The organism is Pseudidiomarina gelatinasegens, from assembly GCF_004025325.1.
GTDB classification, from domain to species: Bacteria; Pseudomonadota; Gammaproteobacteria; order Enterobacterales; family Alteromonadaceae; genus Pseudidiomarina; species Pseudidiomarina gelatinasegens.
Genome location: NZ_RSFE01000003.1, coordinates 350,875 through 369,408, shown reverse-complemented (window position 1 = coordinate 369,408; position 18,534 = coordinate 350,875). Strand labels below are relative to the sequence as shown.

Sequence of the window (18,534 nt, the reverse complement as noted above, 5' to 3'; positions counted from 1 at the left end):
GAACTGGCCAGCTAGTACAACATGCTGTAGAGCTTGCGTCGGTAGCTTGCTGCCAATGGGTCACCTTTTGGTAAAGCATTTAACATATCCAATGCCTGCTGTTTGGCCTGACCAAAGTTCAGGTCTTGTCGCAACACAGCAAAAATATGTTCCAGTGCTTCTTCAGCGCGATGGGCAGCATAGAGTTTGGCTGCTAACTCCAGTCGCAGTTCGTGATTGTCAGGTGCGCTGGTAAGCTGCTCTGCAAGCTGCCGTAGTTCTGGTGAGTCGGCAGCTTGCTTGGCTACATTCAACTTACTCATCACGTGCTGAAAATATTGATCTTGGTCAACCATGCGAATTGACGAGAGTAACTGTTCGGCTTGTTCCAAGCGACCTAGTTCGCAAGCCGCGTCAGCAAGCACTATCTGAGCTTGACTGCTATCAGGATTAATATCGACGGCCTGCTTGGCCAAGGTATAACCTTGTTCGTACTCGCCAGTTTCTACACACTTTAATGCTTGTGTGACGAGTTCATCGTCTACCGTGGGTAAATATTTTTCGATACGAGCACGAATAGTAGACTCTCGCTCAACACCGGCGAAGCCGTCAACTGGTTGTCCGTCTTTAAAGAAGATAACCGTTGGTAGGCTACGAATATTAAATTGAGTCGCCAATTGCTGCTGTTCATCACAGTTAACTTTAGCCAGAACCACTTGAGTGGGAAATGCGGCTGCCAACTTTTCCAATGTCGGCATCAGTTGCTTGCAGGATTCACACCAGTCCGCCCAAAAGTCGATAATGACTAACTTATCTTGCGAGCCTTCAATAATAACGCGTTGAGCGTTTTCTAAATTTATATCAATTACCACAGCTTGAGTCACAGAAACCTCTTATCTAAGAAAACCAGCGCATTAATTTTTGCTTAAAGGACGTGTAAGGAGGATACCGAAAACTCGGATCGATTTTAAAGGGTCTTGTCATCACTGATTTTAAGTGGCTAAAGGTATCAAAGCCAAACTTACCGTGATAACGGCCCATACCGCTTGCACCAACGCCGCCAAAAGGCAATTTGGGGTTTAACATAAACATCAGTGTGTCGTTATTGCACTGGTTGCCCGCATGGGTGTGCTCAGTTAAGTGCGTCAGTTGACGCTGTGAACGGCTGAATCCATATAGGGCTAAGGGTTTGTCACGTTCACGAATAAACTCAATGGCTTCAGCGAGGTTCTTGATTTTAACAACGGGCAAAATAGGGCCGAAGATTTCCTCTTGCATAACGTTACTTGAAGGCGACACATTGGTTAATACGGTTGGCTGCAAGTACCGCTCTTGGGCATCGGAATCGCCACCAAAAGCCACTTGACCATCACTGAGGTAGGCACGTAAGCGTTCAAAGTGTGCCTTGTTTACAATACGACCATAGTCATCAGCCAGTTCCGGCTCGTTGCTAAAAAACTCTTCCGTCGCCCGTTTTAACTCAGTGATTAAGTCATCATGAACGGTTTCATCAACCAAAACATAATCAGGAGCAATGCAGGTTTGCCCAGCGTTAAGCCACTTTCCCCACGCTAAGCGGCGGGCGGTAACTTTAATATCCGCATCAGCGAGTACCACGGCAGGACTTTTCCCACCAAGTTCTAGTGTGACTGGCGTCAGAAACTCAGCTGCTGCTTTCATCACAATACGACCAACCCGTCCGCCGCCGGTGTACATAATGTGGTCAAATTTATGGGCTAGTAGTTCGGTCGCTACGTCCGCGCCACCAGTTACCACGTGCACGGCTTCTGGTGCCAGGTAATCGGGTAGCAAACGCTCGATAAGGTCTGCCGTGCGTGGGGCGAGTTCGGAGGGTTTCACAATAGCGCAATTTCCGGCTGCAAGAGCTGCAACCAGCGGGCTAAGCAATAACTGTAATGGATAATTCCATGCTCCGATAATTAGCACCACACCGAGCGGCTCCGGGTATAAATGGCTACGGCCCGGCCAAGCTAAAAGTGGTTGTGAAACGCGAGTGGGGCGCATCCATTTTTTTAAATGCTTCGCGGTGTGCCGAATGTCGCTGCGCAAATAACCCAACTCAGTGAGCCAGCCCTCGGCATTGGACTTGCCTAAATCTGCATTCAGCGCCTGCAACAGCTCGCGTTCGTGTGTTTCGAACATACTTTCTAACTGTTTCAGTTGTTGTAAGCGCCATGCAAGTGGTCGCGTTAATCCGCTATCATAGCTGGCGCGTAACCGCTGTAACTGCGTTGTTATTGAGGAGCTCATGCAAGACCGCCTAATGTGATGTTTTTAGTTTCTTGATATTCCGCTAAACCATAGCGCGAACCTTCGCGACCAATGCCTGACTCTTTGACCCCGCCAAATGCATTGTAAGCATGCGAGATAGAACCGGTATTGATACCTAACATACCGCATTCAAGTTGTTCGCTTACGCGTTGAATACGCGCGTAGTCTTGCGCACAAAAATAGCCAGCTAAACCAAACGGTGTATCATTCGCAAGCTGCACACCCTGCGCTTCATCGGTAAAGGTTTGCACGGCAATGACAGGACCAAAAATTTCTTCTTGAGCGATGCGCATGGTGTGTTTCACCTTTGTGACTAACGTGGGGGAATAAAAAAGCTCACCCAACTCACTTAATACCCGCCCGCCAGTTTTAATTTGTGCACCTGCTGCCGTTGCGTCTTCAATTAATTCTGTGACCTTGCTAATGGCGTCTGCATCTATCAACGGACCGTAGTCAACATCTTCAGCGTCACCGGGCGCCACTTTTATGCCATTTAATGCACTTTCTAACTTTTCAATAAAGGCATCGTGAATACTTTCTTGCACCAGCACACGATTCGCACTGATGCAGGTTTGGCCGGCATTGCGGAATTTACATGCAATAAGCTCTTTAACAGCGACATCTATATCAGCGTCGTCAAACACTATAAAGGGGGCATTGCCGCCCAATTCCAACGATACTTTTTTCATCGTGCCAGCGCATTGTTCCATAAGTTTTTTACCGACAGCGGTAGAGCCAGTAAAGGTAAACTTGCGTACCCGCGGGTGCTGTGTAAACACTTCACCCACTTCGCGCGAGTGGGTGGTGGGCACGAAATTAATAACCCCATCCGGAATACCAACCTCACTTGCCAATTGAGCCAGAGCCAAAGCTGATAATGGCGTTAGCTGTGGTGGCTTAACCACGATTGTGCAACCTGCGGCAAGCGCAGGCGCTACTTTGCGGGTAATCATTGCGTTAGGAAAGTTCCACGGCGTAATAGCCGCACAAACACCAACCGGTTGCTTGATAATCCAGCTGCGCTTATCTGCTGAGCTTACTGGCAATATGTCGCCATAATTGCGCTCAGCTTCGCCCGCGAACCAATCGACAAAACTCGCACCGTACTCCACTTCACCAATAGCCTCTGCAATTGGTTTACCTTGCTCGGCACTCATCAGTTCGCCAAGGGCTTGTTTATTGTCCATCATGCTTTGATACCAACGGCGAAGGAGATCAGCACGTTGTTTAGCGGTTTTCGCGCGCCATAACGGAAGTGCTTTATGAGCGGCCTCAACCGCGCGCTCAGCTAACGCCGCATCGCCATTCGCAACGTCAGCCAAGGTATCGCCGTTCGCCGGGTTGGTAACGGGAAAGCGGTCATCTGTAGGTATCCAATGTCCATCAATAAACGCGTTCGTTTGAATCAGTGATCGCATAGTGTGGGTTGGCATAAGCATTCCTAATTTATTTGATTGTATAACAGAGTATTAGGCTTATACGTCATAAGTTCAATGCTAGTTTAACTTGTGTTCCCCTAACATTTAGCGTATAGTTCGCGGCCTCAGGGTCATTACCGCTATTGATGGGAGCGGACTTACCCCTGAATTTGCTGGGGTAACAGCGCCTATTTCCTGCCAGAGTGTTCATCGTGTTCTGTAGCGTGGCGTATATCAACCCCCTTTATATACGCAATACAGAAACATGTGAGAAAAATATGTCTGAAGTAATGACTGGCCAATCGTTCGCCGATTTGGGCCTGCCCGCTGTTGTGCTTAAACAGCTAGAAAAAATGAATTTCACCCAACCAACGCCAATCCAATTGCAGGCCATTCCTGCACTTATGGAAGGCAAAAACGTGCTCGGCGAAGCGCAAACCGGTACCGGTAAAACCGCTGCTTTTGGTTTGCCTGGCTTGAGCATGCTTGATGCTAACGAGCGTAGCACCCAATTATTGGTTGTTGCGCCAACGCGTGAACTTGCGATGCAGGTTGCGGAAGCTATCAACGAATTTGCTAATCAAATACGTGGCCTCGAAGTCACCACAGTATATGGCGGCGCTGCATTTGGTCCACAAATCAAAGCATTACGCGGTGGCGCTCAAGTGGTTGTTGGTACCCCTGGTCGTTTGCTCGACTTGCTTAAAAAGGGTGTATTGAACTTAAGCGCGCTGCGTTTTGCTGTGCTTGATGAAGCCGATGAAATGTTGAATATGGGCTTTATTGACGATATTGAAACAATCATGAAAGCTGTTCCAAAAACTGCTCAACGTGCATTGTTTTCAGCAACCATGCCTCCGGTTATTCGTAAGCTCGCTAAAACTTTCTTGGTTAACGAAGCGGGTGAGCAACCATTGAATATTCAAATCGCGGCTCAAACCAAAGCACAGGCGACAATTCGCCAGCGCGCATGGTTGGTTCGCGGTTTAAGTAAGATGCAGGCATTAACCCGTTTGCTAGAAACCCTTGAGTATCAACGTGTACTGATTTTCGTACGTACACGTTCAGACACCATGGATGTTACTGAGCAGCTACAAGCCTCAGGTTTCAAGGCATCACCATTGAGTGGCGATTTGAACCAATCTCAACGCGAGCAAACAGTAGCGCAATTGCGCAGCGGTCGTATTGAGATTTTGGTTGCAACTGACGTTGTTGCACGTGGTCTTGACGTACCAGAAATTACCCACGTGGTGAACTATGATTTGCCGGGTGACAGTGAATCCTATGTGCATCGCATCGGTCGTACTGGCCGTGCTGGTCGCAGTGGTGAAGCAATCTTATTTTATCGTGGTAAAGAAAAACATTTACTACGTACCTATGAGCGTTTAACCAACGGCACCATCGAAAACTTCGAAGTACCGAATGCGAAAGAGCTCAGCGCGCATCGTCAGCAGAAATTGCAGCAGCAAATTGTTGATACTGTAGCGGGTGGTAATTTCACTGTATTGAGCGAGATCATCGCAAAAATGCAGGAAGAAACTGGTTTGAATTCAGACCAAATCGCAGCTGCATTGCTTGCGCAACAGAACCTTCAGCGTCCATTGATTGTTTCTGAAGATCCACCACCACGTAAATTCGAAGAGCGTTCACGTGACAAACGCGATGCGCGTGGCGATAGCCGTGACGGTCGTGAAAAACGCAGCCCGCGTGGTCGCGATGCCAATATTGAATTTGATACCTATCGCATTCAAGTAGGCCGTGAACACGGTGCGCGTCCACAAGATATCGTTGGTGCAATTGCAAACGAAGGTGATATCGATAGTCGCTTTATTGGTCAAATCCAGTTGTTTGACGCGCATAGCCTTGTCGAATTACCAAAAGGCATGCCGGTGGCTGTAGTTCGTGTATTGCAACGCGCTCGTGTGCGTCAGCAACAGATGGGCTTAGAGCTTGCTCCAACTGAGCAAATCACGCGTCGTCCGCGTCCTCCAGGTGGTGAACGCCCAGCATTTAAAGGCGCTCAACGTCGTAACGATCGCCCAGGCCGTAGCCAAGGCGAGCGTCGTAGCCGCCGTCCGCAGTAAGTATTAATGACTACCGGTCGGATGATTCACCCGAATCATCTGGCTGGTATCATATCCCCAACTCTCTGCTTGTTTTAGTACGCCTTCAATAACTTCTTCTGACACATCTGGTGAGCGAGAAAGTACCCAGAAATAATCATGGTTGTCACTCGTTACCACAGAAACCTGATAGTTTCCGCCGTCGTCTTCGTGCAGTTGGCTAATATAATAGCCGCCGTCAAATGGCCAAAAAAACGTAACACGGTACATTGCTAAGCCAATAGGTTCCGCATGTCCAATCGCTGTTTCCCATTGACCTTCGGCGACATTATAACCCCGGTTTGTGACTTCAATGGTGTTGTCTGCATTGAGGCGATATTCAGCAGTAACCTGTTCTAACCCTTCTTCAAAGCTGTGCGGTAGTCGTATTATTTCATACCATTTACCCAGGTAACGTTTGGCTTCAAAGTCCTTGATGATCGGTGCCACGGGTGTTGGTGCACTGCTGCAACCCATCAGTACCACACCAGCCAAAACTGCTGATAGAAAATGTTTCATATAAAGTCCCTATAGATTATTGATAGAGCCCAAGTAAAGTTTCGCTTGTTGCACTAATTCCTGCTGTTGTTCTGCAGTACGTTTTTGCCATTGATTCAAAATCAAAGCCATACGTGGATTGTTGCTAAGTTGGTGTTGATGTTGATGTATGAAATTCCAGTATAGGCTATTGAACGGGCATGCGTTATCTCCAGTACGTTGGTTCACATCGTAATGACAGTTGGCACAATAGTTCGACATTTTGTTAATGTACGAGCCGCTGGATACATAGGGTTTAGTCGCTAAAATACCGGCGTCGGCGAATTGACTCATGCCACGTGTGTTGGGTAGCTCGACCCACTCAATAGCATCGATGTATATTCCAAGATACCAATCATCCACCACATCTGGGGCGGCGCCAATCAATAACGCGAAGTTACCAGTTATCATAAGCCTTTGAATGTGATGGGCGTATGCATATTTAAGCGACTGTTTGATACTACTTGCAAGGCACTGCATGCGCGTGTCGCCCGTCCAGTAAAAGTCTGGTAGCGGCTGTTTGTTGTCAAAAAAGTTGAGCTTCTGGTAGCCAGGCATGTGATGCCAGTATATTGCGCGAATAAACTCTCGCCAGCCAATAATTTGCCTAACAAAGCCTTCAACTTGGGCAATGTTAATGGTGTCTGGGTGCTGTTGCCATTGGCGTATTGCACGCTCTACAACCTCGCGGGGGCTAATCATTTTTGTATTGAGCGCAAATGATAGTCTGGCGTGATAGAGCGACCAATGGTCTGTGTGCATGGCATCTTGATAGCGACCAAATTCTGGTAGTAGATTCTGTGCAAAGTGCTCTAAGAGTTGACGTGATTCGGCCCGAGTTATTGGCCAGATGAATTGGCGCGGATTGATCTCACCAATGGTCTTAACACCTGACTTCTTAATCATATCCACCAGAGCACTCACATCATGCGCAAAACATAACGTGTTGCTAACTTCATGCTTAGCTGGCAGCTTGTTGCGATTTTCTTTATCAAAATTCCATTTTCCCCCAATCGGCTTGCCGTTTTCCATCAGGTATCCCGTAAGCTTCCGTACTCGGCGATAAAAGCTTTCCATCAGAAAATTATGCTTAGCTGGAAACCATTCGCTTAGAACATTTCTTTCGCACAGAAAGTGCTCGGTATCATGCCAGGTTACGGTAAGCGATTGATGCTCGGCCCAAGCTTGTAAGTAGGCGTCAACGCGATATTCATCAGGCTGTTGGAGATCTATGTGTGTTAACTTCGGCGCGAGGGAAGTTAAATGGGTTAGGTTATTACATACGTTTTGCTGATTTACTGAGGCATCTAAAGTGAGATAAAGGACCTCATGACCCGCTTTTGTTAATGCGGCCGCAAATTTGCGCATTGCCGCAAAAAAGCCGACAACTTTTTGAATGTGGTGAGTGGCGTAGTCTGTTTCCTGGCGCACTTCCATAATGACAAACAGCCGTTGTGGATCAACTTCACGATACCAGCTGTGTGACGCGTTGAGCTGGTCGCCTAAAACCAATGCGATGCGCTCGAACGAACTTGAGGTAAGCACGCTTGGGTCGAGCAGGCAGCCATCAAGTTCTGAAGATAAACTAGTCATATGTTAAAACTGCGCTAAGTTATAAGGATATCATTAGATATTACGTGTTTTAGCATAGCGAGATCACTGAAAATTTGGCATTATACTCGCTATTAAACAAGGCAAACGTCAGGCAGGAAAATCATGCAGCCAGTTAACATCATTTGTATAAAGTGGGGTAAGAAATACGGGTCGGATTACGTCAATACATTGTATTCGATGGTTAGTCGCAATATTTCATTGCCGTTTCGATTCGTGTGCTTGACTGACGATGCTGAAGGCATTCGCGACGAAGTTGAGGTGAAGCCGATACCGGAAATTGGTTTTGAAGACTTTGATCAACGTAAACCATGGACGTTCGCGCATGGTTGGTTAAAGCTCACTTGTTTTGCCGACCCGCTGTATGACTTGCAAGGGCCAACCCTTTTTCTCGACCTTGATATAGTAATTGTTGGCAGTTTAGACGAGTTCTTTGAGCCTGAAGGCGACTTCTTGGTTATCAAAGAATGGGATAAATCTGATGCGACCGGCAATACGTCGGTATTTCGATTTAATATTGGCGCCCATGTGGATGCTCTCGAACATCTGAAGAATGATCCGGTAGGTTCACGTAAAGACGTTCGTAATGAACAAGAGTTCATTACGCAGTTTGTAGCACGCCAAGGCAAGTTGAAGTACTGGCCAGCTGAGTGGTGTCGTAGCTTTAAGCGCCACTGTTTGCGGCCATTCCCGCTTAGCTTTTTTCAACAACCGCGCATTCCTGCCGGCGCTAAAGTGATTATATTTCACGGGCGTCCACACCCTGATGACGCAGTGGCAGGGCGTAGTGGGAAGTGGTATAGAAAGGTTTTGCCAACCACTTGGATTAAAGAATACTGGCGTTAAGCGAAGATGACATTTGCTTATCGGCTGCTGATTCGCTGCATAACCCCATTGGTATTTATATATTTGTGGGTGCGTAGTAGAAAGGCTCCAGCATATCGGCAGCGTTGGCCTGAGCGGCTGGCGCTGCAAGATGTTCCGGTGCAGGCGCGCGATGGCATTATTATCCACTGCGTTTCAGTTGGTGAAACTGTCGCGGCTAAAGGCTTAATTGAACAGATCTTAAATGACTATCCTCACCTTGGGGTTACACTAACCTCGATGACTCCTACAGCGGCTGAACTGGCTGTTAAGCTATTTGGCGATCGCGTATTCCATGCTTACTTACCGATTGACACACCGGGCTCGATGCGTCGTTTTTTCGATAAGTTTGCGCCACGCTTGGTGGTGATCTTAGAAACTGAATTATGGCCTTGTATGTTACAGCAAGCGCAGCAACGCGCTGTTCCGGTGATGGTGGTTAATGCTCGGTTGTCGGAGCGCTCGGCTAAAAGCTATCGCAAGTACAGTTGGCTCGTTGGGCCAATCTGGCCTGCAGTGACGGCAATTGCGGCACAAACCCAAGCTACTCGAACGCGTTTTATCGAGTTGGGAATGTCGAGCGAACGGGTTGTGGTGAGAGGGAACTTAAAGCACGATTTTCAAGTTTCACATGAGATAAAAGCTGAAGCTGAACGCTTGCGGGAACAGCTAAATAGGCTAATTTTACTAGCGGCAAGCACACACGACGGCGAGGATGAACAAGTTCTAAGCGCGTTTCGAAAACTGCAAAAACATCACCCCTCCGCATTACTTATACTGGTGCCACGCCATCCAGAACGTTTCGAAGCTGGGGCTGAAGCTATTGCTAAAGCAGGTTTTACTTATGTTCGACGCAGCAGTGGCGAGGACATAGCTAGCCAAAGTCAGGTGTTTTTAGGGGACAGCATGGGCGAGCTATTGTTGTGGTACGCTCTCGCCGATGTTGCTTTTGTTGGCGGAAGCTTAATCGAGCGCGGCGGGCACAATCCGCTCGAGCCGGTTGCAACCCACACCCCAGTAATTTCTGGCTGTCACATATTTAACTTTCAGGACATTTACGATCGCTTGCAGCAAGCCAATGGCGTTATGATGGTTTCAAACGCCGATCAACTCGCCAATAGTTGGCATCAATTACTTGAGCAACCCGCACTTTGCAAGCAGTTAGCCGACAACGCAGCGCAGGAATTTGCCAATGACCAAGGCGCTACCAACGCAGTGTTTTCGGACATTCGTGCGACACTATCTGTGTTTACAGGTGCAGCGACTTCTAGGACAGTGTTTATGATGCAAACGGTAAAACCAACTCGCGATACGACCTTGTGGTTCGATCCTGAGGTTCTAAGCGATTGTACAAACGACTATTTTGATCCGGAATATTGGCGTGCTCACAACCAAATTAAAGGCTCTGCTACCGGACGCAGCACTGCGTGGTTCATTGATGCTGCAGAGCACGGTTTATTGCTCCGTCATTATTATCGGGGCGGATTAGTGGGCAAAGTGAATACGGACCGTTTCAAACGCGAGCCTGTTGCCAGTAGCCGAGCAATGGCTGAGTTTTCATTGCTGCTTAAACTACGAGAAGCTGGACTGCCGGTGCCTCGCCCAGTAGCAGCTCGGTACGTTAAGGCCCCAATATGGGGGTATCGCGCAGACATTTTGGTCGAAGTTATACCGAATGCTCAGGACACTTTTAAACTGCTCCAACAACGGCAGTTAGAAAGCCATGAATGGGAAAGTCTTGGGCAGGTGATAAAGCAATTACACAACCATCAGGTTTATCATTCTGATTTAAATTGTCATAACTTGATGCTTGATAACGCAGGTAAGGCTTGGATAGTTGATTTTGATAAATGTGAAATAAGAGCAGAAGGCGATTGGCGCGAGAAAAATATACAGCGTTTGCTGCGTTCGTTCAGAAAAGAATTAACAAAAGCGACAGAGGCCAATCAAGTATTTCATTGGGATGAAACACGTGATTGGCCCAAACTTATTGCCGGCTATTCGCGAATTTGACCGTCACCGGTAACCACGAATTTTTCAGTTGTTAACGCTTGTAAACCCATCGGGCCATAAGCGTGCAACTTGCTGGTTGAAATACCTATTTCTGCACCTAAACCAAGTTGGCCACCATCACTGAATCGTGAAGAGGTGTTTGCCATGGTTACAGCCGAATCAATTTCACGGATGAAACGATCTGCAGCGGCTTGATTCTCAGTCACAATTACTTCCGTGTGACCACTGCCGAAGGTGTGGATGTGATCCAGTGCTGCATCAAAATCAGGAACTGTACGAACAGCGATTTCCAGCGCGAGATACTCTTCACCGTACGCGTCGTCGGCGATCACATCGGCATCTTCAAAATATTCAGCTGAAGCTGCGTCAGCGTGAATAATTACATTCTTTTCAGCTAATGCCGCAGCGGCTTTGGGTAGAAAGCTTGTCGCAATTTCTTGATGTACGACCAATCCTTCCAAAGCGTTGCAGACGCCAGTGCGTTGTGTTTTACCGTTCAGCAAAATGTTCAGAGCCTTCTCTTGGTCGGCATCTTTGTCGACGTACAAGTGGCATACGCCCTTGTAATGCTGAATGACAGGAATCTTGCTGTTATCGCTGACAAAGTGGATAAGGCCTTCACCGCCGCGTGGAATGACCAAATCAATGTATTTGTCTTGTTTTAGCAGTTCGGTCATAAGTTCACGATCTGGGCTTGGCACGACAGTGATAACATCTTCCGGCAATTCACTATCACGTAGCGCCTTATGTAATGCTTTGGCAATAGCTTTGCTGGTTTCAATCGCTTCACGACCACAACGCAGGATAACTGCGTTGCCTGATTTGAAACATAACGCACCGGCATCGGCTGTTACATTTGGGCGCGCTTCGTAAATCATACAAATTACACCAAGTGGAATTCTCATTTTGTCCACTTGAATACCATTTGGGCGTGTCACAAATGGCGTACGTTCGCCAACCGGGTCGGCCAGTTCGATAATTTCTTCAATCGCTGTCGCCATGCCTTCAATGCGTTCAGCATTTAGTTGCAGGCGGTCGAGCATTGCATCAGAGAGGCCTTTCTCACGGCCTGCAGCCATGTCTTTTTCGTTAACTTCTAATATGTCACTTTGCATGTCGCGGATGGCATCAGCCATGCGTTGTAGTACCTGATTCTTTTTTGCTTCAGATAAATTGGCGACTGCGCGTGCCGCAACGGCGGCGCGTTGTGAAATTTGTTCTGCTAACTGGTTACTCATTCGTCCTCCAGAATCATTAAATCGTTGCTCTCAATCACTTCCGAGATAGGGCTGTAGCCATAAGCTTCAGCGATGTCGCTGACTTCTTGCCCTTTTATATGCATCAACTCGTGTGAACTGTATTGGCAAATGCCTTTACCAATAGCCTCAGCGTTACTTGCACTGCGAATTACAACTGCATCGCCACGGTTAAAGTCGCCTTGAACATCTATAATGCCGCTAATTGTTAGCGACTCGCCGCGATTCAGTGCCTCGGCTGAAACATCATCGATGACTAACTCACCTTGAGAAATTAATGTGTGACGAAGCCAATGTTTCTTATTACTCATTGGATCTTGCTGACGCTTAAATAATGTGCCTGGGTTGTTGCCGCGTAGCAAATGCTCAAACGTGGCACCCTTGCGACCATTCACTATATAGGTGTCGATACCATGAGAGGTTGCTTTCTCGGCTGCCTCAATCTTGGTGCGCATGCCGCCGGTTGCTATTTTATTTGTTGTTCCACCAGCGAGTGCGAAAATTTCTTCAGTAATCTCATCGACGACCGGTATTTTTTTAGCGTCAGGTTTAACCCGAGGGTCGGCATCGAAAAGACCGTCAATATCGGAGCAGATAATTAGCGCGTCAGCATCAACTAGGGTTGCGACCATGGCTGCCAAATTATCGTTATCACCAACTTTCATTTCGTCGGTGGCAAGTGCGTCATTTTCATTTACGATAGGTAATACATTGTGTTCTAACAATGTGCGTAATGTGTTTCGAACACTTACGTAGCGAGCGCGGTCACGCAGGTCGCCGTGTGTTAACAACACTTGAGCACATGAGAAGTCAAAAAACCGCGACCAATTTGCCATCATGTCGGTTTGTCCGACAGCGGCCATTGCCTTTTTTATGGTAACTGGCAGCTTATCACCGTCATAGCTGATATGCTTCCGGCCTGCAGCAGCACTGCCTGATGAGACAAGAACTATCTCTTGACCACGTTCATGACACTCGATAATAAATCGAGCTATGGCTAATAAATATTTACTACTCGTTCCTGCGTCGTCTGGCGCGATTAATGCACTGCCTACTTTAAGTACAGCGCGTCGCCAGGAAGGCATCTCCATAACTACTCCCTCTTGAAAAAATTCATATGTAGTCTAACAGATTTGAGGGAGTTTCTCTAGCTTGAGGCGATAAACCACAACTATGCCCGCTATAAAGCTCATAAAACGAGAGAATGAGGCTAGAACAAGGCTTAAACTTTACGAGTTTTGAATAGCAAAAAGCCCCGATTTGCGGGGCTTTCTAGGGGATTTATTGGCTTGGTGGGGTATAGCCTTCAATGTCAACGTCTTTGCCTTCAAACAAGAAGGCTTGCATTTGCTCTTCTAAAAAGCTGCGTGCATTTGGGTCCATTAAATTTAACCGCTTTTCGTTGATGAGCATGGTTTGTTTCTTCTGCCACTCAGCCCATGCTTGCTTTGATATGCTCTGAAAAATCTTTTCGCCAAGTTCACCCGGGTAAAGCTGAAAATCCAGGCCTTCAGCTTCTTTTTTTAGGTATTCGCAATATACAGTACGGCTCATGACAACCTCATGTCGGTTTAAGTTGTCGTCATTTTACGTTGCATAAACACGCCATTGCAAACCTTCTCAGTATCCACGAGTTTAATTTTCTAAAACATGTGTATGGATATATTTGCGGATTGGCGCTGGCAGTCCATATTGCGCTAAAGCTTCAAGAGGGATACGTGTTGTAGCATGCGAAGGGGTGCAATTGATTACTGTAGCGTTTAAGCGGTAGTGAGAAAACACATGTTTAAAACTTCCATGCACTTGCGCGCGTGGCGGCAGCTCAGAAAGCTCAGGAAGGCACCATAGCCGCGGCCATATTCCGTTCGCAGAACGCTGCACTAAAATGACACCGTTGGCATTGACGTCCAGGGCAAAGTAGCCATCTTTTGTAGGTAAGGTACGCTTAGCTCGTTTTTGCGGTAGCAGGTTGACTCGATCGGTTGCTAGGGCATTACAGGATTGTTGTAGTGGACACAGTTCACACTTCGGGTTGCGCGGAGTACAAATGGTTGCGCCGAGGTCCAACAGCGCTTGCGCGTATTGTCGGCTGTTGCTGTGCGGTTTGTATTCTTCAGCTTTTGTCCATATCTGGCGGTTTATCGCACTGCTGTTAGGGTCGCCATTGATGCCAAAATAGCGACAAAAGAGGCGTTTTACATTGCCATCGACAATGGCTGCAGGCTTATCAAAAGCAAATGCGGTTATTGCACCCGCCGTATAGGGCCCAACCCCGGGAACTTCGCGCAAAGACTCCGGCGTGGCAGGTAACTGTCCGTTGAGTTCTGTCATGACGTAACCGGCTGCCTTGTGCAGGTTTCTTGCTCGCGAGTAATAACCTAGCCCTTGCCACTGAGCCAAAACTTGATCTTCGGAAGCTTGTGCCAGCGTGGCCAGATCGGGAAAAACCTTAATCCAGCGTTCAAAATACGGAATGACTGTGCTTACTTGCGTTTGTTGTAACATCAGCTCGCTTACTAACACATGGTAGGGCGAAGCCTCTCGCTGCCATGGCAAGGTATTGCGACCATGCTGGTGTTGCCAAGTAATAATGGTGTGTGCAAATTCCTTTGGCAGTAGCGGAGTGATCGCGTCTTGGGAAGTCTTATTAATCATGAAATTTACGTAAACGCCATGTTAAAAAAATAGAAAATAAATCGTAAAGTTGTGTCATTACAGGCATTTTTTTCCATTTTACCCTATAATAAACCCAACAATTTGAAATTGACCTATGAGAACATAAAAGGAGCATCTCATGAAACGGTTATCAATAGTATCTGCAGCAGTACTTTCGGCGATTGTTGCGGCGCCAGCAATGGCTTTCTCGGGTGATGAGGCAGGTAGCATCTATATTGGGCCAAGAATTGGCTTATTCGGAACAGACTCAGACCGTCGCGTCATTGAAAACAACCAAGTTCAATCGTTTGGTGGTGGCTTTGACAGTTTCTTTGGCGGCATTGAAGGTGGTTACCAGTTCACTCCTGAATGGGGTTACCGAGTTTACTACGATTATTTACGTGGTGACTTAGAAACCTCGAACGATAGTTCAAGTGGCGCTGCCTTTGGTATGGATATCATTTACAACTTTTCACCCAATGTATTTGGCTCGATTGGTATCAACTCAACAGAATTTAGTGATACCAGCAACCAATTTGTGCGTGTAGGTGCTGGTTATAAGCAGTATATAAACGATAATTGGGCGCTTACCTTAGAAGGTGCTGTGCAGCAGAATGATGGTGATTTGACTGAATTTATGTTCATGACCGGGCTGCGCTATTATTTTGGTGGTAGCCAAGAACCGACTTACACCAAGCCTGAGCCAGCACCTGCTCCAGAGCCACAACCTGCAGCCCCAGTAGCGAAAGACTCTGACGGCGATGGTGTGATGGACGATAAAGACAAGTGTCCAAACACTCAGGCCGGCTTCAAGGTTGATGCAGATGGTTGTGTTATGTATGAAAATGAAACGGTAACCCGTGAATTAACAGTTACCTTTGCATTGAACTCAGCCGAGATTTCTTCTGCACAAACGTCAGACATTCGTGATACTGCAGAATTCTTAAAAGAATATCCGCAACTTGACGTGGTTATTGAAGGGCACACCGATGATAGCGGTGCGGCAACCTATAACCAGCAATTGTCCGATCGTCGTGCTAATGCTGTCGGCGACAGCTTAATCAACGATTTCGGTATTGCAGCTGCTCGTGTAACCACCGTTGGTTACGGCGAAAGCCGTCCGAAGTACCCGAATGACTCAGCTGAAAACCGTGCGAAGAACCGTCGGATCGAAGCTGTTATGTCAGTTACTAAACAGGTTCCAGTTCAAGACTAACCTGCCAGTAGCTAGAATATAAAAGGCGTGCCAAACTTGCGTTTGGTGCGCCTTTTTGCATAATGAGCGCGGCAAAAATTTAAATTGTATAACTAACCTAAGTCGCGTAACCAAATAGAGGCCGCATGAGCTCCGATAATCTTGAAAAAGCCCAAGCTGAGGGTAAATACATACGCAAAGTGCGTAGCTTTGTTAAGCGCGAAGGGCGGTTAACCAAGGGCCAAGCTGCAGCGCTAGAACGAAGCTGGCCAACGATGGGGCTGACCCACAGTCAAGGTTTACTGAACTTGACCGAGGTATTTGGTCGTGAGGCACCCACCGTATTGGAAATCGGCTTCGGTATGGGGCGTTCGTTGGTTGCCATGGCTAAGGCCGCACCCGAGAAAAACTTTATCGGTATTGAGGTTCATCGGCCGGGTGTCGGTGCTTGTTTGCTAGAAGCCGAAGAGGCAGAGGTCAGCAACTTACGGGTTTACGAGCATGATGCCGTTGAGGTTCTGGCAGACTGTATTGCGGACGGAAGCTTGGCCACGGTGCAAGTGTTTTTCCCAGATCCATGGCATAAAAAACGTCATCATAAGCGCCGCTTGATACAGCCCGAGTTCGTTGACTTATTGCGAAAAAAACTGGCTATCGGTGGTGTGTTGCACTTAGCAACAGACTGGCAAAATTATGCCGAGCATATGCTTGAGGTGATGCAGGCTGCACCAAAATGGCGCAACCTCGCAGCGGACAATACCTACGTGCCTCGTCCAGAAGAACGCCCGCTAACCAAATTCGAACAACGAGGCGAGCGGCTTGGACATGGCGTATGGGACCTGAAGTTCGAGCGTATCGCCTAACTGGTGCTAGATAAGCATATCCAATACGGAGTTCAGGTAACGGCGACCTAGGCTTGTGGTTTCCCAGGCATCGCCGTTATCGAGAACTAAGTTCTTTTCAATTGCTTGTTGCAGCAGGCGGTCAGCCTCAGATTTGGGCAGGCCGGTTCGAGCTTCAAATTCCAATTTAGAAACAGGTTCATAAAGCCTAAAATAGTTCATAAAGAACTCAAAGGTTAACTCTTCCGTAGCCACATCCCACTGCCGATAGCGAAGTGGTTTAGTCAGATCTAAATAGCCTTGAGGATGCTTTATCTTCTCACATCGAATGATTTTATTTTCTGCGGGCAGGGTGATTTTACTGTGAGCCCCACAGCCTATTCCTAAATAGTCGCCAAAGGTCCAATAATTTCGGTTGTGCTGACTTTGATGCTGAGGTTTTGCGTAAGCACTCACTTCGTATTGCTGGTAGCCAGCTGCAGCTAATTTCGCGTGGCCGAGTTCTTGAATGTCCCACAAAATATCATCTTCGGGTAACTTCGGGGGCCGACTAGCGAAAGCCGTATTCGGCTCAATGGTTAATTGATACCAAGAAATATGGGGTGGGGCCAGAGCTATAATCCCGTCTAAATCAGCCATAGCTTGCTCAATTGTTTGCCCGGGTAATCCGTGCATTAAATCAAGGTTAAAGCTTTTCAATGGCAGTTTGGCTGCGTGTGCAGCAGCTTGCTGAGCTTGCTCGGGGCCATGTATACGCCCCAAAGCCTTCAGCTGCTCGTTTTGCAGGCTTTGTACGCCAATGGAAAGACGTGTCACACCAGCATCAACAAACCCAGAAAAGCGCTCGGTTTCAAAGGCGCCCGGATTGGCCTCAAGCGTGATTTCACAATTAGGACTAAGCGGGATAAGTTTGCCTATACCATCCAGCAGTTTGGCAATGCTTGCGGCTGAAAATAGGCTCGGAGTACCGCCGCCGATAAATATACTCGTTAATTTTCGGTTTTGAACCCAGCTCAAGTCGGCGCGAAGATCATCGAGCAAACGGCCGACATATTCCGTTTCAGGAATGTCGTGCTTGAGAGCATGCGAATTAAAATCGCAGTATGGGCATTTTTGAATACACCAAGGCACATGAACGTATAAGGAAAGTGGTGGAAGTTGTAATTGACTCATTGGCTAGCCTGTTGAAGCATTTCCACCAACTGCTTGAGCGCCTGTCCACGGTGACTTAACGCTTGTTTTTGTTCACGCGACAACTGCGCGGCACTGCAATGCTCGCTTGGAACCCAGAAAACTGGGTCGTAGCCGAAGCCCTGATTCCCCTGTGGCGCTTGCGCAATATAGCCGTCCCAGCGACCATGGCAGATAATAGGGGTTGGGTCATTCGGCTCACGCAGGTAGGCCAGAACACAATGAAAACTTGCCTGGCGCTGCGCATCGGGAATTCCGGCCATGGCAGTAAGCAGTTTTTCGACGTTATCCGCATCACTGCAGCCGGAGCCGGCATAGCGCGCTGAGTAAATTCCAGGTGCGCCGTTCAAAGCATTAACAGCAAGGCCAGAGTCATCAGCCAAAGCGGGTAAGCCGGTGTGTGCGGCAGCGTGACGAGCTTTTAGAATCGCATTCTCAACGAAGGTTAACCCCGTTTCTTCTGCTTCTTCAAACGACCACTCAGACTGTGGACGCACATGCCACCCCAGCGGGGTAAGTAACCCTTCTAACTCAGAAACTTTACCTTTGTTGCCGGTCGCTAAGACTAATTCGTGCATG

At 47.7% G+C, this 18,534-nt stretch carries 16 protein-coding genes; 5 read left to right on the top strand and 11 right to left on the bottom strand.

Going from position 1 to position 18,534, the window contains the following annotated elements; genetic code table 11:
• Nucleotides 1-11 precede the first annotated feature (11 nt).
• The 3 genes from trxA to EGC76_RS05950 are packed head-to-tail and all read right to left on the bottom strand — an operon-like array spanning nucleotide 12 to nucleotide 3,704.
• The gene (gene trxA, locus EGC76_RS05960) at nucleotides 12-863 is read right to left on the bottom strand and encodes a thioredoxin (protein ID WP_128352083.1); all 852 of its coding nucleotides are present in this window, start codon (nucleotides 861-863) and stop codon (nucleotides 12-14) included.
• Between the two features lie 13 nt (nucleotides 864-876).
• Nucleotides 877-2,250 (bottom strand): aldehyde dehydrogenase family protein, encoded by a 1,374-nt coding sequence (locus EGC76_RS05955; RefSeq protein WP_128352082.1) that lies wholly within the window; start codon nucleotides 2,248-2,250, stop codon nucleotides 877-879.
• Entirely contained in the window at nucleotides 2,247-3,704 is a 1,458-nt protein-coding gene (locus EGC76_RS05950; protein WP_246013912.1) for an NAD-dependent succinate-semialdehyde dehydrogenase, read from the bottom strand. The genes EGC76_RS05955 and EGC76_RS05950 overlap by 4 nt, the downstream gene beginning before the upstream one ends.
• 263 nt (nucleotides 3,705-3,967) lie before the next feature.
• Here EGC76_RS05950 and EGC76_RS05945 point away from each other — a divergent pair, with 263 nt between their 5' ends.
• Nucleotides 3,968-5,773, top strand: coding sequence for a DEAD/DEAH box helicase (locus tag EGC76_RS05945; RefSeq protein WP_128352081.1), 1,806 nt, complete (start codon nucleotides 3,968-3,970; stop codon nucleotides 5,771-5,773).
• Between the two features lie 3 nt (nucleotides 5,774-5,776).
• Here EGC76_RS05945 and EGC76_RS05940 read toward each other — a convergent pair whose 3' ends face one another.
• Together EGC76_RS05940 and EGC76_RS05935 are read right to left on the bottom strand one after the other, a co-directional pair.
• Nucleotides 5,777-6,310, bottom strand: a complete 534-nt coding sequence (locus tag EGC76_RS05940) for a lipocalin family protein (protein ID WP_128352080.1) — start codon at nucleotides 6,308-6,310, stop codon at nucleotides 5,777-5,779.
• Nucleotides 6,311-6,319: 9 nt separating this feature from the next.
• Complete coding sequence (locus tag EGC76_RS05935) at nucleotides 6,320-7,921, bottom strand: cryptochrome/photolyase family protein (protein WP_128352079.1); 1,602 nt, start codon at nucleotides 7,919-7,921, stop codon at nucleotides 6,320-6,322.
• A 123-nt stretch (nucleotides 7,922-8,044) separates the two neighbouring features.
• Here EGC76_RS05935 and EGC76_RS05930 point away from each other — a divergent pair, with 123 nt between their 5' ends.
• Both EGC76_RS05930 and waaA read left to right on the top strand, forming a co-directional pair.
• The gene (locus tag EGC76_RS05930; protein WP_128352078.1) at nucleotides 8,045-8,785 is read left to right on the top strand and encodes a glycosyltransferase; all 741 of its coding nucleotides are present in this window, start codon (nucleotides 8,045-8,047) and stop codon (nucleotides 8,783-8,785) included.
• 6 nt (nucleotides 8,786-8,791) lie between these two features.
• Entirely contained in the window at nucleotides 8,792-10,816 is a 2,025-nt protein-coding gene (gene waaA, locus EGC76_RS05925; protein ID WP_128352077.1) for a lipid IV(A) 3-deoxy-D-manno-octulosonic acid transferase, read from the top strand.
• On the opposite strand, the gene EGC76_RS05920 is transcribed toward waaA, so the two are convergent.
• From EGC76_RS05920 to mutY, 4 genes are all read right to left on the bottom strand, one after another.
• Nucleotides 10,801-12,054 (bottom strand): glutamate-5-semialdehyde dehydrogenase, encoded by a 1,254-nt coding sequence (locus tag EGC76_RS05920; RefSeq protein WP_128352076.1) that lies wholly within the window; start codon nucleotides 12,052-12,054, stop codon nucleotides 10,801-10,803. The genes waaA and EGC76_RS05920 overlap by 16 nt on opposite strands.
• Nucleotides 12,051-13,163: a glutamate 5-kinase gene (proB, locus tag EGC76_RS05915; RefSeq protein WP_128352075.1), complete on the bottom strand. Its 1,113-nt coding sequence runs from the start codon at nucleotides 13,161-13,163 to the stop codon at nucleotides 12,051-12,053. Before proB ends, EGC76_RS05920 begins: the two co-directional genes overlap by 4 nt.
• A gap of 190 nt (nucleotides 13,164-13,353) precedes the next feature.
• Nucleotides 13,354-13,626, bottom strand: coding sequence for an oxidative damage protection protein (locus tag EGC76_RS05910; protein WP_128352074.1), 273 nt, complete (start codon nucleotides 13,624-13,626; stop codon nucleotides 13,354-13,356).
• A gap of 81 nt (nucleotides 13,627-13,707) precedes the next feature.
• Complete coding sequence (mutY, locus tag EGC76_RS05905) at nucleotides 13,708-14,727, bottom strand: A/G-specific adenine glycosylase (protein WP_128352073.1); 1,020 nt, start codon at nucleotides 14,725-14,727, stop codon at nucleotides 13,708-13,710.
• A gap of 139 nt (nucleotides 14,728-14,866) precedes the next feature.
• Between mutY and EGC76_RS05900 the strand changes: the two genes are divergently transcribed.
• Together EGC76_RS05900 and trmB are read left to right on the top strand one after the other, a co-directional pair.
• Nucleotides 14,867-15,943, top strand: a complete 1,077-nt coding sequence (locus tag EGC76_RS05900; protein WP_128352072.1) for an OmpA family protein — start codon at nucleotides 14,867-14,869, stop codon at nucleotides 15,941-15,943.
• Nucleotides 15,944-16,068: 125 nt separating this feature from the next.
• Nucleotides 16,069-16,785 (top strand): tRNA (guanosine(46)-N7)-methyltransferase TrmB, encoded by a 717-nt coding sequence (gene trmB, locus EGC76_RS05895; RefSeq protein ID WP_128352071.1) that lies wholly within the window; start codon nucleotides 16,069-16,071, stop codon nucleotides 16,783-16,785.
• Nucleotides 16,786-16,791: 6 nt separating this feature from the next.
• On the opposite strand, the gene hemW is transcribed toward trmB, so the two are convergent.
• Complete coding sequence (hemW, locus tag EGC76_RS05890; RefSeq protein WP_128352070.1) at nucleotides 16,792-17,937, bottom strand: radical SAM family heme chaperone HemW; 1,146 nt, start codon at nucleotides 17,935-17,937, stop codon at nucleotides 16,792-16,794.
• Nucleotides 17,934-18,533 carry an RdgB/HAM1 family non-canonical purine NTP pyrophosphatase gene (gene rdgB, locus EGC76_RS05885; RefSeq protein ID WP_128352069.1) on the bottom strand — a complete coding sequence of 200 codons (600 nt, stop codon included), beginning with the start codon at nucleotides 18,531-18,533 and terminating at the stop codon, nucleotides 17,934-17,936. The genes hemW and rdgB overlap by 4 nt, the downstream gene beginning before the upstream one ends.
• Between the last annotated feature and the right edge of the window lies 1 nt (nucleotide 18,534).

What these genes read in the sequence shown, in the direction of transcription:
- EGC76_RS05955 (WP_128352082.1), bottom strand. Translation starts at nt 2,250, where the DNA reads ATGAGCTCCTCAATAACAACGCAGTTACAGCGGTTACGCGCCAGCTAT.
- EGC76_RS05950 (WP_246013912.1), bottom strand. Translation starts at nt 3,704, where the DNA reads ATGCCAACCCACACTATGCGATCACTGATTCAAACGAACGCGTTTATT.
- EGC76_RS05945 (WP_128352081.1), top strand. Translation starts at nt 3,968, where the DNA reads ATGTCTGAAGTAATGACTGGCCAATCGTTCGCCGATTTGGGCCTGCCC.
- EGC76_RS05940 (WP_128352080.1), bottom strand. Translation starts at nt 6,310, where the DNA reads ATGAAACATTTTCTATCAGCAGTTTTGGCTGGTGTGGTACTGATGGGT.
- EGC76_RS05935 (WP_128352079.1), bottom strand. Translation starts at nt 7,921, where the DNA reads ATGACTAGTTTATCTTCAGAACTTGATGGCTGCCTGCTCGACCCAAGC.
- EGC76_RS05930 (WP_128352078.1), top strand. Translation starts at nt 8,045, where the DNA reads ATGCAGCCAGTTAACATCATTTGTATAAAGTGGGGTAAGAAATACGGG.
- waaA (WP_128352077.1), top strand. Translation starts at nt 8,792, where the DNA reads ATGACATTTGCTTATCGGCTGCTGATTCGCTGCATAACCCCATTGGTA.
- EGC76_RS05920 (WP_128352076.1), bottom strand. Translation starts at nt 12,054, where the DNA reads ATGAGTAACCAGTTAGCAGAACAAATTTCACAACGCGCCGCCGTTGCG.
- proB (WP_128352075.1), bottom strand. Translation starts at nt 13,163, where the DNA reads ATGGAGATGCCTTCCTGGCGACGCGCTGTACTTAAAGTAGGCAGTGCA.
- EGC76_RS05910 (WP_128352074.1), bottom strand. Translation starts at nt 13,626, where the DNA reads ATGAGCCGTACTGTATATTGCGAATACCTAAAAAAAGAAGCTGAAGGC.
- mutY (WP_128352073.1), bottom strand. Translation starts at nt 14,727, where the DNA reads ATGATTAATAAGACTTCCCAAGACGCGATCACTCCGCTACTGCCAAAG.
- EGC76_RS05900 (WP_128352072.1), top strand. Translation starts at nt 14,867, where the DNA reads ATGAAACGGTTATCAATAGTATCTGCAGCAGTACTTTCGGCGATTGTT.
- trmB (WP_128352071.1), top strand. Translation starts at nt 16,069, where the DNA reads ATGAGCTCCGATAATCTTGAAAAAGCCCAAGCTGAGGGTAAATACATA.
- hemW (WP_128352070.1), bottom strand. Translation starts at nt 17,937, where the DNA reads ATGAGTCAATTACAACTTCCACCACTTTCCTTATACGTTCATGTGCCT.
- rdgB (WP_128352069.1), bottom strand. Translation starts at nt 18,533, where the DNA reads ATGCACGAATTAGTCTTAGCGACCGGCAACAAAGGTAAAGTTTCTGAG.